At 69.9% G+C, this 13,577-nt stretch carries 14 protein-coding genes; 4 read left to right on the top strand and 10 right to left on the bottom strand.

The window, feature by feature from the left end:
* Window positions 1-173: 173 nt before the first annotated feature.
* From GT755_RS28120 to coaA, 7 genes are all read right to left on the bottom strand, one after another.
* Window positions 174-608, bottom strand: coding sequence for a holo-ACP synthase (locus GT755_RS28120; RefSeq protein ID WP_161482577.1), 435 nt, complete (start codon window positions 606-608; stop codon window positions 174-176).
* A complete protein-coding gene (locus tag GT755_RS28115) occupies window positions 605-1,321 on the bottom strand; it encodes an ABC transporter permease (protein WP_161482576.1) in 717 nt (238 codons plus the stop codon). The genes GT755_RS28120 and GT755_RS28115 overlap by 4 nt, the downstream gene beginning before the upstream one ends.
* Window positions 1,318-2,226, bottom strand: coding sequence for an ABC transporter ATP-binding protein (locus tag GT755_RS28110; protein ID WP_161482575.1), 909 nt, complete (start codon window positions 2,224-2,226; stop codon window positions 1,318-1,320). The genes GT755_RS28115 and GT755_RS28110 overlap by 4 nt, the downstream gene beginning before the upstream one ends.
* Window positions 2,223-3,089, bottom strand: a complete 867-nt coding sequence (locus GT755_RS28105; RefSeq protein WP_161482574.1) for an ABC transporter permease — start codon at window positions 3,087-3,089, stop codon at window positions 2,223-2,225. Before GT755_RS28105 ends, GT755_RS28110 begins: the two co-directional genes overlap by 4 nt.
* Window positions 3,086-3,976: an ABC transporter ATP-binding protein gene (locus GT755_RS28100; RefSeq protein WP_161482573.1), complete on the bottom strand. Its 891-nt coding sequence runs from the start codon at window positions 3,974-3,976 to the stop codon at window positions 3,086-3,088. Before GT755_RS28100 ends, GT755_RS28105 begins: the two co-directional genes overlap by 4 nt.
* Before the next feature lie 53 nt (window positions 3,977-4,029).
* Window positions 4,030-4,986: a DUF389 domain-containing protein gene (locus GT755_RS28095; protein WP_161482572.1), complete on the bottom strand. Its 957-nt coding sequence runs from the start codon at window positions 4,984-4,986 to the stop codon at window positions 4,030-4,032.
* Window positions 4,987-5,165: 179 nt separating this feature from the next.
* A complete protein-coding gene (coaA, locus tag GT755_RS28090; protein WP_161482571.1) occupies window positions 5,166-6,089 on the bottom strand; it encodes a type I pantothenate kinase in 924 nt (307 codons plus the stop codon).
* Between the two features lie 93 nt (window positions 6,090-6,182).
* On the opposite strand from coaA, the gene glmS reads away from it, so the two are divergent.
* Together glmS and GT755_RS28080 are read left to right on the top strand one after the other, a co-directional pair.
* Window positions 6,183-8,018: a glutamine--fructose-6-phosphate transaminase (isomerizing) gene (gene glmS, locus GT755_RS28085; protein WP_161482570.1), complete on the top strand. Its 1,836-nt coding sequence runs from the start codon at window positions 6,183-6,185 to the stop codon at window positions 8,016-8,018.
* Window positions 8,019-8,058: 40 nt separating this feature from the next.
* On the top strand, window positions 8,059-9,465 hold the full coding sequence (locus GT755_RS28080; RefSeq protein WP_161482569.1) for an alkaline phosphatase PhoX: 1,407 nt from the start codon (window positions 8,059-8,061) through the stop codon (window positions 9,463-9,465).
* A 23-nt stretch (window positions 9,466-9,488) separates the two neighbouring features.
* Here the strand turns inward: GT755_RS28080 and glmM are convergent, their stop codons facing one another.
* From glmM to rplM, 3 genes are read right to left on the bottom strand one after another with little or no spacing between them, the layout of a single operon-like run.
* Entirely contained in the window at window positions 9,489-10,820 is a 1,332-nt protein-coding gene (glmM, locus tag GT755_RS28075; protein WP_161482568.1) for a phosphoglucosamine mutase, read from the bottom strand.
* Window position 10,821: 1 nt separating this feature from the next.
* On the bottom strand, window positions 10,822-11,343 hold the full coding sequence (gene rpsI / locus GT755_RS28070; protein ID WP_030451466.1) for a 30S ribosomal protein S9: 522 nt from the start codon (window positions 11,341-11,343) through the stop codon (window positions 10,822-10,824).
* A 31-nt stretch (window positions 11,344-11,374) separates the two neighbouring features.
* Window positions 11,375-11,818, bottom strand: coding sequence for a 50S ribosomal protein L13 (gene rplM, locus GT755_RS28065; RefSeq protein ID WP_030451467.1), 444 nt, complete (start codon window positions 11,816-11,818; stop codon window positions 11,375-11,377).
* 394 nt (window positions 11,819-12,212) lie between these two features.
* Here rplM and GT755_RS28060 point away from each other — a divergent pair, with 394 nt between their 5' ends.
* Together GT755_RS28060 and GT755_RS28055 are read left to right on the top strand one after the other, a co-directional pair.
* Window positions 12,213-12,797 (top strand): CAP domain-containing protein, encoded by a 585-nt coding sequence (locus GT755_RS28060; protein WP_161482567.1) that lies wholly within the window; start codon window positions 12,213-12,215, stop codon window positions 12,795-12,797.
* A gap of 26 nt (window positions 12,798-12,823) precedes the next feature.
* Complete coding sequence (locus GT755_RS28055) at window positions 12,824-13,543, top strand: hypothetical protein (protein ID WP_161482566.1); 720 nt, start codon at window positions 12,824-12,826, stop codon at window positions 13,541-13,543.
* Window positions 13,544-13,577: the final 34 nt, after the last annotated feature.

Here is a 13,577-nt window from a genome sequence, read left to right as displayed (position 1 = left end):
AGGTCGACGCTATCCCGGCGCCTCCCACGATCACTCGGCCCGGATGCCGGAATCTCGGGCGGGAGCCGTCGCGGCGCTTCCCTTGAGCGGCCGAGGAGCGCCGGTCGGCCGCCCGTCACCCGGGGCGGAGGGCGGTGCCGGGGTGGGCGGAGCCGTAACGGAGCCTGAAGAGGTCAGCCCTCGGCGATCACGTAGGCGACCGCGAAGCCACCGTCGTGGCTGAGCGACAGGTGCCACCTGCGCACCCCGAGTTCCTCCGCGACCTCCCCGGCGCGGCCGCCGACCGTCAGCATCGGACGGCCGTGGTCGCCGACGACGACCTCGGCCTCGCGGTGGGCCAGGCCCGGCGGGCCGCCCAGCGACTTCGCCACCGCCTCCTTGGCGGCGAAGCGGGCCGCCAGGGAGGCCACCGGGACCTCGCGGCCGCCGTCGGCGAAGGTCTCGCCCCAGAGTTCGGTGCCGGCGTTGCCGGAGACCAGGCCGGTCGAGACCGAGCGGCCCTGGAGTTCGGCCTCGGTGAAGAGGCGTTCGCGCAGGGCGGGCCGGCGTTCCAGGGTGGCCGCGAACCGCGCGACGTCCACCAGGTCGACCCCGATACCGACGATCACTCGTCCCCCGTGAGTGAGAGCACCCGTAGCCGCTGACCGGCCCACAGCACCGACCCCACCACGACGATGACCATGGCCGGGACGGCGAAGCTCAGCGCCACCTCCGACTTCAGGAAGGCCGTGGTCGTCATCTGGTCGGCGATCGACTGGGCCCACTGCTGGATGGAGAAACGCCGCGCTCCGGGCACATACCCGCCGATGAGGCCCTCCCACACCAGGGCGTAGATCACGCCGATGGTGACGGCGTGCCGGGAGACGACGCCGAGGAGGAGGAACACGGCGGCGTAGGCGATCCCGGCGAACAGGGCGCCCAGCGCGAAGCCGCTCGCGATGCCCGACTCGGTGCCGATCAGGATGTAGGCCGCCACGTAGGTCGGGATCACCGAGAAGGCCACCATCAGCGAGGCGGCGACGACGAACTTGGTGAACGCGATCACCGGACGGGAGATCGGCTTGGACATCAGGTGGATGATCGTGCCGTCTTCGATCTCCGGCGCGATCACCCCCGTCCCGGCGATCAGGCCGAGCAGGGGCAGCATGGTGCCGATCGCGAAGACCTTCATGAGTTCGACGGCGACGCTCTCGTCGCCGCCCCCGATGAAGCGGAACAGGAGGGCGAAGGCGATCAGCGCGATGGGTAGCAGGGCCAGCAGCCAGATCCGCTTGCGGCCCAGCATGGCCCGGTAGGTGATGGACGCGACGACGGTGTTCATGATCGGCCGCTCAGGTAGGAGAAGACGCTTTCCAGGTCTTCGTCGGTCGGGGACACCTGCCACAGGCGCACGCCCAGGTCGCGGGCGAGCCTCGGGAGCTGGTGGGTGAAGCGCCGGAAGTCGACGGTGCGGACCTCCAGGCCCTGCGGCGTGAACGACACCCCGCCCGACGCGGTGTCGGCGATCAGCGCGGCCGCCAGCCGCCGGTCGTCGGAGGAGCGCACCCGGAACAGGTGTGGCCGGTCGGTCATCCGCCGCCGGATCTCGCGGTAGTCGCCGGAGGCGGCGTGACGCCCGGCGACCATGACCTCGATCTGCTGGGCGACCCGCTCGACCTCTTCGAGGATGTGGGAACTGAACACGACGGTCCGGCCGGACGCGCCAAGCTGACGGACCAGGTCCATCAGGTGGAGCCGCTGGCGCGGGTCCATGCCGTTGAACGGCTCGTCGAGCAGCAGCACCGACGGTTCGTGGACGAGCGCCCCGGCGACCTTGATGCGCTGCCGCATGCCCTTGGAGTAGGTCTCGATCCGCCGGTCCTGCGCGGCGGCCATGTCGACCTGGGCGATGGCCCGTTCGGCCGCGTCGTCGCCGAGCCCGTGGAGGCGGGCGGCCGACTGCACGAACTGCCAGCCGGTGAGGAAGCCGTAGACGCCCTCCTTCTCGGGCACCAGGCCGATCGTGCGGTAGACGTCGTGGTTCTTCCAGATCGGCTTGGCGTCGAGGGTGGCCGTGCCGCCCGACGGCTGGAGGAAACCGGCCATCAGGTGGAGCAGGGTCGACTTCCCGGCGCCGTTGGGGCCGAGCAGGCCGGTGACGCCGGGGCCGATCGTCATCGTCACGTCGTTGACCGCGACGACGTTGCCGTACCAGCGGCTGACCTGCCGGATCTCGATCACGCTCATGCGGCCAGCGCCTTCCGGTAGCGGGCGTAGAGGCCGGCCAGGGCCAAGGCCACCACGGCGAGGAGGATCAGCGCCGGGCCCGCCTCCGACGGGAAGGGCAGGCCCTCGACCGGCTGGGTCCCGAACAGATTGGTCTGCACGGCGTTGACCAGGAAGAACGGGTTGAGCAGGATGCTCCACGACGACGCGTCGCGGTGGCCCTCGCTCTCGAGCACGCCGGTCAGCACCGCCGAGGCGGCCAGCGTGAACATGTAGAAGGCGATCACCGACGCCACCCCGAGCCCCCGGCGCGGCGTGAACGACGCCAGCGCCAGCCCGATCGAGGCCAGCAGCACCGCGTTGAGCAGCGAGCCGCCGAGCGCGGCCAGGTATTCGTGGGTGTGCAGCGGCATCGGCAGGTCGATCAGCAGCTCGCCGACGAACTGCACGGTGAGCGGCACGACCATGAGGATCAGCAGCGCCGCGATCATCGCCGCGAACTTGGCCCCGATGTAGTCGACGATCGTGACGGGCCGCGACAGGTAGAGCGGGATCACCCGGTGGCGCAGGTCGGGCGCGACGAGCACGGGCGACTGCGCGGCCAGGAAGATCGCGATGACCGGCTGCATGAAGACCGCGTAGTCGGTGTAGCTCATCGGCGCCTGCTTCAGCAGCGCCATGATCGCGATCGACACCACGGCCGGCAGCATCATGGCCCCGAACAGCAGGAACGGCATGATCTTCGACTTGAACGTGCGGCCGAGCCCGAAGGTGCCGCGCAGGCTGTAGACGAACAGCGCGACGGCGCCGGCGCCCCGCCCGAGCCGGGGCCCGTCGTAGTGGCGGTAACCGATGTCGTGGATGACTCCGGTGGGCTGGCTCATCGGAACACATCCTCAATGCGGGCGTGGCGCTGCTCCAGGCGCACCAGGTTGAGATCGAGGTCGACGACCGCGTCTCTGAGCAGGTCGTAGGTCTCGTCGGCGCGCACCTGCACCGTCAGGGAGCGGCCCTCGACGACGACGGTCTCGCCGGTCTCGGTCAGCCGGGCGGCCAGTTTCTCCAGCCCCTCCTCGACCTCCACGGAGATCACCTGCGAGGCCTGCGTGAGCTCGCCGATCGCCGAGGAGCGCAGCAACTGCCCGGCGTCGATGACGATCACGTGGTCGCAGATGCGTTCGAGCTCGCCCAGCAGGTGGGAGCAGACCAGGACGCTGATGCCGAACTCGGTGCCGATCCGGTGGACCAGGCGGAGCATCTCGTCGCGGCCCTGTGGGTCGAGGCCGTTGGTCGGCTCGTCGAGGAAGATCACCTTCGGGTCGTGGACGAGCGCCTGGGCCAGCTTGACCCGCTGCTTCATGCCGGTCGAGTAGCCCCCGATCGGCCGGTAGCGCTCTTCCTGGAGCCCGACGTGGCGCAGGGTGTCGGCGGCCCGTTCACGGGCGGCGATGCGCGGCAGCCCGGACATCCGGGCCATGTGGACGATGAACTCGGTCGCGGACTGGTCGGGCGGCAGGCAGTCGTGCTCCGGCATGTAGCCGACGGAGCGCCTGATCTCCTGCCCCTGCGTGGCCGGGTCGAGGCCGAGCACCCGGGCCGAGCCCTCGCTCGCCGGGACCAGCCCGAGAAGGATCTTGATCAGTGTGGACTTGCCCGCGCCGTTGGCGCCCACCAGCCCGGTCACCCCGGCGCCGACCTCGACCGTGAGCCGGTCGAGCGCGGTGACCCGGGGATATCGCTTGGTGAGCGCCTCGGTGGCGAGGATGGTCATGATCGGGACAGTACTCCTTCACCTGTCGACGGGTCGTCGCCCATAAGAACGAGTCATCGGTCAGACCGTGGTCGCGGGCCGACGCGTTCGCCGTACTTCCCCCAGAGGAGCCGCTGGACCAGCAGGGTGAGCGTGCCCGCGATGACCATGCCGAGGATGTTCACGCCGAGCTGCAGCCCGGCGTGGCCGACCTCGGTCCAGTCGCCGAGGGCGACCGCGACGGCGGCGTATCCGGCGGCCGGCACGGTGGTGACCGAGATGAACACGCCGACCAGCGACGACGACTTGCCGGCCGTGATCGACAACACCCCCGCCACCCCCGCCAGCAGCGCGACGATGAACGACCACCGGTCGGGCTTGACGATGAAGTTCACCTCTTCGGTGTTGCCCTCGGCGATCATGGACGGTTCGATCCAGCCGAGCCCCCGGGCGACGAGCGCGCAGGCCAAGGTGACCACGATGGCCGCGGCGAACCCGATGACCAGGTTGCGGACCGCCGCCCCGATCAACCCGGACTCCCGCTGCAGGAGCCCGAAGCAGACGGCCGCGATCGGACCGAACTCGGGCCCGAGCACCATCGCCCCGACGATCAGGATCGGCGAGTTGAGCAGCACGCCGATCGCGGCGAGCTGCGTGGCGATGGCGAGGAAGACGATGAACGCCCAGGTCATGCGGCTGTCGTCGGCCACCCGTGCGGCGAGCTCCTCCCACACCACCGCGTCGTCGCCCTCGCCGGGCGCCTCCGCGCGGGCCCGGTCGGCGGCCTCGGAGATGGCGATGTCGATCTTCTCGACCGCGATCGACCCGCTGGTCTCGATCCCGAGCCCGCGCAGGCTCTCGATGACCCCGTTGGCGGCCTCCCGGGCGACGTCGAACTCGACGAGATCACCCTCAGGGCATCGCGCGACCCCCGGGAAGACGACCAGGTTGGTGACCCCGGTCGCCTCGCGCAGGCAGCCGACGACCCCGTCGGTGGCCGAGGTGGGGCTGATCACCCGAATGTGCAGCACGCGACCGATTATGGCCGTAGGCGTCGAACGCGGTTTCGCATCTCACTGAACCTGTGGAAAACCCGCACAGGAAAAGGGGGTTCCGACTTACCCGCACATACCCGGCGAAGCGTGCTCCGTTACGGCTCCGCCCACCCCGGCACCACTCCCAGCACCCGCCACGCCCGGCGGCGGGCAGGTCAGACGCGGCGCAGCCGGATTCGCCGGATCGAGTGGTCGGGCCCCTTCTGGAGGATGAGCCCGGCCCGGCCGCGGGTGGGGGCGATGTTCTCCACCAGGTTGCGCTCGTTGATGTCGCGCCACACGTTCCGCGCGAACACGGTCGCCTCGTCCTCCGACAACTCGGCGATGTGCTTGAAATAGGACTTCGGGTCGGAGAAGGCGGTGCGCCGGAGCTTGTGGAAACGGTCGACGTACCAGCCGCGGATGTCCTCCACCCGGGCGTCGACGTAGATCGAGAAGTCGAAGTAGTCGTTCACCGCCAGCGCCGTGGGCGGGGCGGGCTGCAGGACGTTCAGGCCCTCCACGATCAGGATGTCGGGGCGCTTGACCACCTGCCGCGCGCCCGGCACGACGTCGTATTCGAGGTGGGAGTAGACCGGGGCGTGCACCTCGGGCTTGCCGCGCTTCACGTCGGCCACGAACTTGACCAGGGCCCGCCGGTCGTAGCTCTCGGGGAAGCCCTTGCGGTGCATGATGTCGCGCTCGGCGAGCACCGCGTTCGGGTAGAGGAAGCTGTCGGTGGTGATCAGGTCGACGCGCGGGTGCTCGGGCCAGCGGGCGAGCAGGGTGTGCAGCAGCCGCGCGGTCGTCGACTTGCCGACCGCGACGCTGCCGGCGATGCCCAGGATGTAGGGCGGCGGCGCGGCGTCGTCGCCGAGGAAGGTGCTGACGGCCGCTCCTCGCTGCCGGGCTCCGGTGAAGTGGAGGTTCAGGAGCCGGGTCAGCGGCAGGTAGATATCGGTCACTTCGGCGAGATCGATGGGGTCGTCAACCCCTCTGAGCTCTTCGAGTTCGGCCTCGGTGAGCGTCATCGGCGTATTGCGCCGCAGCTCGCCCCACTGGGCCCGGCTCAGCTCGACGTACGCGTCCCGATCCGCCACGACGCCCAACCCTACCCCGATCTTGACCGCCGGTGGAGTTTCCAGGACCGGCGAAATGGAATGTTCTGTCCCATACGTGATTGGGGGCGAACTATGTGCGGGATCGTCGGATACGTCGGATCACGTCTCGCCATCGACGTCGTCGTCGACGGCCTGGCCCGGCTGGAGTACCGGGGCTACGACTCGGCGGGGATCGCCCTGGTCAACGGCAAGCTGAGCGTACAGAAGAGAGCCGGAAAGCTCGCCAATCTGCGGGCCGCACTGGCCGAGACCGCGCTCGTCGAGGCCACCGTCGGGATCGGCCACACCCGCTGGGCCACCCACGGGGCCCCGACCGACCAGAACGCCCACCCGCACACCGACTGTCCCGCGCAGGTCGCGGTCATCCACAACGGAATCATCGAGAACTTCGCCGCCCTCAGGGCCGGCCTGGCCGAGAAGGGGCACATCCTGGCCTCCGACACCGACACGGAGGTCGTCGCCCACCTCATCGAGGACGAACGGGCCACCGGCGCGGGCCTGGCCGAGGCGATGCGCCGCGTCTGCCGGCGGCTGGAGGGCGCGTTCACCCTGCTCGCCGTGGACACCGCCGAGCCCGACCTGGTCGTCGGGGCCCGCCGCAACTCGCCGCTCGTCGTCGGCAGGGGCGTCGGCGAGAACTTCCTGGGCTCCGACGTGTCCGCCTTCATCGCGCACACCCGCCGCGCCATCGAACTGGGTCAGGACCAGGTCGTCGAGCTGCGTGCCCACGACGTGACGATCACCGACTTCGACGGCATCCCGGTCTCCTGCCGCGAGTTCGTCGTCGACTGGGACGCCACGGCCGCCGAGAAGGGCGGCCACGACCACTTCATGCTCAAGGAGATCGCCGAGCAGCCCCGCGCGGTCGCCGACACGCTGCTGGGCCGGGTCGACGAACAGGGCCGGTTGCGGCTCGACGAGGTCAGGCTGCCACTCGGCACGGTCGACAAGATGATCATCGTGGCCTGCGGCACCAGCTACCACGCCGGGCTGATCGCCAAGCACGCGGTCGAACGCTGGGCCGGGCTGCCCTGCGAGGTCGAGCTGGCCAGCGAGTTCCGCTACCGCGACCCCATCCTGAGCTCCGGCACGCTGATCGTGGTGATCTCCCAGTCGGGCGAGACCATGGACACCCTCATGGCCCTGCGGCACGCCCGCGAACAGGGCTCGGCCGTCCTGGCGATCTGCAACGTGAACGGCTCCACCATCCCGCGCGAGGCCGACGCGGTGATCTACACCCACGCCGGGCCGGAGATCGCGGTCGCCTCGACCAAGGCGTTCCTGACCCAGCTCGTCGCCTGCTACCTGATGGCCCTCTACCTGGCCCAGCGCCGCCGGACCCTGCCCGACGAGGAGATCAGGGGCATCCTGGCGCGCCTGTCCAAGGCCCCGGCCGACGTGGAGGCGGTGCTGACCACCGTCGAGCCGGTCCGCGAGCTCGCCCGCACGCTGAAGAACCAGCGCTGCGTCCTGTTCCTCGGCCGCCACGTGGGCTACCCCGTCGCCATGGAGGGCGCGCTGAAGCTCAAGGAGCTGGCGTACATGCACGCCGAGGGCTTCGCGGCCGGGGAGCTGAAGCACGGCCCGATCGCCCTCATCGAGGAAGGCCTGCCGGTCGTCGTCGTGGTCCCGTCGCCCAAAGGCGAACCGACCCTGCACGGCAAGATCGTGTCCAACATCCAGGAGATCCGCGCCCGCGGCGCGATGACCATCGTGGTCTGCGAGGACGGCGACACCGCCGTCGAACCCTACGCCGACGCTCTGATCCGCGTCCCGGCCGTCCCGACGCTCCTCCAGCCGCTGGTCACGACGGTCCCGCTGCAGGTCTTCGCCTGCGAGCTCGCCACCGCCAAGGGCCTGGACGTCGACCAGCCCCGCAACCTCGCCAAGTCCGTGACCGTGGAATGAGATTAATGTGACATGAACGACGAGTGACCAGGGAGCCCTCATGGATCGACGTTCGTTCATCGCCGGCAGCGCCGGCCTCGCCCTGTTAGGCGGCCCGTTCGCGGGAGTCGCCGCGGCCGGCGCCCGCGCCACGCGGGTCCACGGAGCCGACTACGGCCCGCTGGCCCCCGTCGCCGACCTGCGCGACGGCGTGGTCCGATTGGAGCTCCCGAAGGGGTTCGCCTACCGGTCGTTCAACCCCGCGGGCAGCGACTTCACCCAGGGCGGCGTCACCCCGGGGCGGCACGACGGCATGGCCGCCTTCGCGGGGCCGCGCGGCACCGCGATCCTGGTGCGCAACCACGAGGTCAACGGCCCGGTCGGCGCCTTCGGCGACGTGGCCGCCGCCTACGACCCGGCGGCCGGCGGCGGCTGCGCCACGCTCACCGTCACCCGCTTCGGCGAGGTCGTCAGCTCGGGCGTGTCGCTGAACGGCACCCAGATGAACTGCTCCGGCGGCCCCATGCCGTGGGGAGCCTGGGTGACCTGCGAGGAGACCGTCAACGGGCCCGACGTCGGCAACGACTTCACCGGCGCCGACAACACGCTGCTCAAGCAGAAGCACGGCTACATCTTCGAGGTGCCGCTGCGGCGCGACGTGTCGCGTACACCCATCAGGAAGGCCGGTCGGTTCGCCCACGAGTCGGCGGCCTTCGACCCGGGCAGCGGCGCGATCTACCTGACCGAGGACAACTTCGGCTTCCCGTCGGGCTTCTACCGCTACCTGGCGCCCAAGCACCCCGGACGGGCGGGCCGCATCCTCGACGGCGGCCGGCTCCAGATGCTCGCCGTGAAGCGCAGCCCCCGCAAGGACCTGTCGGTCGGGCTCACGCCGGGCTCGACGTGGGAGACCACCTGGGTCGACATCGACGACCCCGACCCGACGTTCACCGTGAAACCCACCAACGACCAGGCCATCCAGTACGTCGGCAACCAGGGCCGCGACCAGGGCGCGGCGCTGTTCTCCCGCCTCGAAGGGGCCGTGTACGACGACGGGGTCGTCTACTTCGTCTCCACCCAGGGCGGCGCGACCGCACCCGGCGACACGCCCCCGTCGGGGTTCGGCAAGGGCCGCGGCCAGGTCTTCGCCTACGACACCCGCTCCGGACGGCTGCGCCTGATCTACGAGTCGCCCTCGGCGCTGGCGCTCGACCTGCCCGACAACATCACCACGAGCAGGCACGGCACGCTGGTGCTCTGCGAGGACGGCGACGGCGGCAACTACCTGCGCGGGCTCACCCGGCGCGGCCAGATCTTCGACTTCTCCCGGCTGGTCAGCACCGACGGGGGCGCGGAGTTCGCGGGAGCCTCGTTCGGGCCTGGTGGTCACACCCTGTACGTCAACGTGCAGTCGTCCCAGGGCCTGTCGTTCGCCATCTGGGGACCATGGCAGAAGGGCGGCTTCTGACAGAGCAGAAACCGCCCTCGAGTTCATCCGCAGGTGACTCGGACGACCTCGGCCAGTCGATCTGCCATCTCCGTCGCCTGGTCGTGCGAGGCCGCCTCGACCATGACGCGGATCATCGGCTCGGTGCCGCTCGGCCGGATCAGCACCCGGCCGGTGTCGCCGAGCTCCAGTTCGGCCTGCGCGACCGCCGCCAGCAGGGCGGCCTCGCCGGCGCGGTTCTTGTCGACGTTCTTCACGTTGACGAGGACCTGCGGCAACTTCGTCATCACCGACGCCAGCTCGGCCAGCGGCTTGCCGGAGCGGGCCACCGCCGCCAGCAGGTGGAGCGAGGTCAGCAGGCCGTCGCCGGTGGTCGCGTGGTCGAGCATGATGACATGCCCGGACTGCTCGCCGCCGAAGGTGAAGCCGTCCTCCCGCATGCGCTCCAGCACGTAGCGGTCGCCGACGGCCGTCTCGACGACCGTCACCCCCGCCTCGCGCATGGCCAGCTTGAAGCCCAGGTTGGACATCACCGTGGCGACGACCGTGTCCTTGGCCAGGCGGCCTTCGGCGCGCATCTCCATCGCGAGGATCGCCATGATCTGGTCGCCGTCGATCTCGGCGCCGTCGGCGGTCACCGCGAGGCAGCGGTCGGCGTCGCCGTCGTAGGCGATGCCCACGTCGGCTCCGCTCGCCAGCACCGCCTCACGCAGCGGGCCCAGGTGGGTGGAGCCCACGCCGTCGTTGATGTTGAGGCCGTCGGGGGCGGTGCCGATCGTCTCGACCTCGGCCCCGGCGCGCAGCAGCGCCTCGGGAGCCACCATGTGGGCGGCGCCGTGGGCGCAGTCGACGACGACCCGCAGACCGTCGAGACGGTGCGGCAAGGAGCTCAGGACGTGGGAGACATAGCGTTCGGTCTCGCCGTACGCCTCCCGGACCCGGCCAACGGCCGCGCCGACGGGACGTTCCCACTTCTCCCCGAGACGCCGTTCGATCTCGTTCTCCACCGCGTCGGGCAGCTTGAAGCCCTGCCGGGTGAGGAACTTGATGCCGTTGTCGGGCGCCGGGTTGTGCGAGGCCGAGAGCATGACACCGAGGTCGGCTCCCAGCTCAGGGGTCAGGTAAGCGACCGCCGGGGTGGGCAGCACGCCGAGACGGAGCACGTCCATGCCAGACGACGCGAGGCCGGCGACCACAGCGGCTTCGAGGAATTCCCCCGAAGCGCGCGGGTCCCGGCCTACGACGGCGAGCGGGCGGCTCCTCCCGGCATCGCGCAGGACGTGCGCGGCGGCCACGGACAGGTCCATGGCCAGCTCGGCGGTGAGGTCGCGACCCGCGACCCCACGTACCCCGTCGGTGCCGAAGAGGCGGCCCAACTTAACGCTTGCTGTACTGCGGAGCCTTGCGGGCCTTCTTGAGGCCGTACTTCTTCCGCTCCGTGGCGCGGGCGTCACGGGTGAGGAAGCCGGCCTTCTTCAGCGGCGGCCGGTTGGTCTCCGCGTCGAGGATCGCCAGCGCGCGGGACAGGCCCATGCGCAGGGCGCCGGCCTGGCCGGTCACGCCGCCGCCGTCGATGCGGGCGATGACGTCGAACTGCTCCTCGGCGCCGAGCACCACGAAGGGCTCGTTGACGATCTGCTGGTGGACCTTGTTCGGGAAGTAGACGTCGATGCTACGACCGTTGATGGTCCACTTGCCGGTGCCCGGGACGATCCGGACACGGGCCACGGCCTCCTTGCGGCGGCCGGTGCCGTACGAGTTGCCCGTGGTGACGGGCTTGCGCACGGGGGCGTCGGCAGCGGGGGCCGACTCGGTGGTGTACTCGGACGGGAACTCCTCGCCCGCGAATTCCTCGACGTCGCCCTCGACGAGCGTCTCGGTACCGATGGTCTCAGCCACGGTTCTCCTCTTAACTTTTTCTGGCTCGGCGTTACTGGGCGATCTGAGTGATCTCGAAGGGCACCGGGCTCTGCGCCTGGTGCGGGTGCTCCGGACCGGCGTAGACCTTGAGCTTCTTGGCCATCTTCCGGCCGAGGGCGTTCTTGGGCAGCATGCCCTTGACGGCCTTCTCGACGGCCCGGTCGGGACGCTTCTCCATCAGCTCGCCATAGGTGACCGAGCGCAGACCGCCCGGATAGCCGGAGTGGCGGTAGGCCTTCTTCTGCTCCAGCTTGTTGCCGGACAGAGCGATCTTGTCGGCATTGACGATGATCACGAAGTCGCCGGTGTCGACGTGGTTCGCGAAGATCGGCTTGTGCTTGCCACGGAGCAGGACCGCGACGTGGCTGGCCAGCCGGCCGAGCACGACGTCGGTGGCGTCGATGACGTACCACTGACGTTCGACGTCGTTGGGCTTCGGGGTGAACGTGCTCACGGCAGTGCCTTCTGTCGGATGGTGAACAGTCGGAGGTCGCGCGGGCCCACGACGCTCAACCATCCGTCTCCACACATACGGGAGATGACGCCGGACGCGCCGTGTTCAGTCAGCGAAGGACTGAAGCACACACAACGATCCACCACCATACCCGGTCCCGTTGACTTGAGCAAAACGCAACGGTCCAAAACGGAGCGCTTACTCCGCTGCCCTGATCTGCGGGTCCGCTACCCGTCCGGTCTCTCCATTCTCATTTTCAACAGGCTCTCGGATCCCTATATTTGGCTGCGGTATGTGGCAGAACCCTCACAACCGGCATTCCCAGCCAAGCGCCCGACGCGGGACGCTGCTGGGCGTTCTGGCATGCGTCCTGGCGGTCTTAGTCCTCGGCATCGTGATCGGCCGGATCACCGTGCTGGGCAACGGCTCCAGTGAGGTCTACCTGCGCGACAACCAGCCGGCCGCCAAGGCGACCCCGTCGCCGCCGCCCCGCCACCGGCCCGGGCTGGTCCCGGTAGCCCCCGTGGGCGGCGAGGAGACGGTGACCTCCTCCTCGCACGGCGAGGCCGGCACCAGACTGCCCCCGGTGAGCAGCCACGTGGCCGAGCTCGAAGAGAACGTGGTGTTCTTCGTCAACGAGGCCCGCGTCGACGCCGGATGCCCCAAGCTGCGGATCGACCACCGCCTGGTGGCCTCGGCCCGGCAACACTCCGCCGAGATGGCGGCGACCGGCAGGTTCGTACACGAGTCGCCCGACGGCGCGAGCCCCTGGGACCGCATGACCCGCGCCGGATATCGGCTGGGCGGCGCCGAGAACATCGCCAAGGGCTACCGGAACGCCGCCGACGCGGTGAAGAGCTGGCTGAACAGCCCCTCCCACCGGCGCAACATCCTCAACTGCCAGCTCACCGTGACCGGGGTCGGCGTCACCCTCGAACCCGGTGGGCCGTGGTGGACGCAGGACTTCGGGTATTCCTGACCCGGTCTGCGGTTAATCTCGAGGTCATGGGTTCCCCCGCCAGACGCCGGTTCGCCGGCGCCGTCCCCGCCGGTCTGGTCGCCACCCTGGTCATCGGCCTGGTCACCGGCTGCTCCGACGACGGCGGCGCCCCCGCCGCCACCACCTCGGCCGCGCCCAAGCCCAGCCTGCCCGTCGCCCCCGGGGGCACGTTCGGCTACGCCGCCTCGCGCGAGACCGACCCCGATCCCCTCACCCTGAACGAGATCTTCGGCCGGAGCCGGTTCAAGAGCAACGGCAGGTCCTACAAGATGACCGTCCGGGAGATGGAGAAGAAGGACTGCAAGGACGCGGTCACCGGCGAGAAGCTGCAGAAGGCCCTGAAGGCGGCCGGCTGCAACCAGCTCGCCCGCGCCAGCTTCCACGACGCCAAGGGCACCGTGATCGGCACCGTCGGCGTCGCCAACCTGAAGACCAGCAAGGGCGCCAAGAGCGTCGCCGGGGCCGGCGCCGGCAAGGAGCGCAAGGACTACCTGAAGCCCCTCGCGGGCGACGACGACCACACCAAGGAGCTCGGCGACGGCGAGGCCTATGCCGGCGGCTGGACCCACGGGCATTATGCGATTCTGCTCTGGTTCCAGTTCAAAGACGGCCACGCACCGAAGAAAGCCGAGCTCAAGCGCCTTTACCAGGCCGCCGTCGACATCACCGACGCCACCGTGTTCACCGCGCTCGACACCAGGTCAGTGCGGGGCGGCCGAGGCTAGCACGATGCGTAAACGCCCATAGCGGCACGACGAT

This window comes from Herbidospora solisilvae (assembly GCF_009901565.1).
Classification (GTDB): domain Bacteria; phylum Actinomycetota; class Actinomycetes; order Streptosporangiales; family Streptosporangiaceae; genus Herbidospora; species Herbidospora solisilvae.
This window is presented reverse-complemented; position numbering and strand designations above follow the sequence as displayed.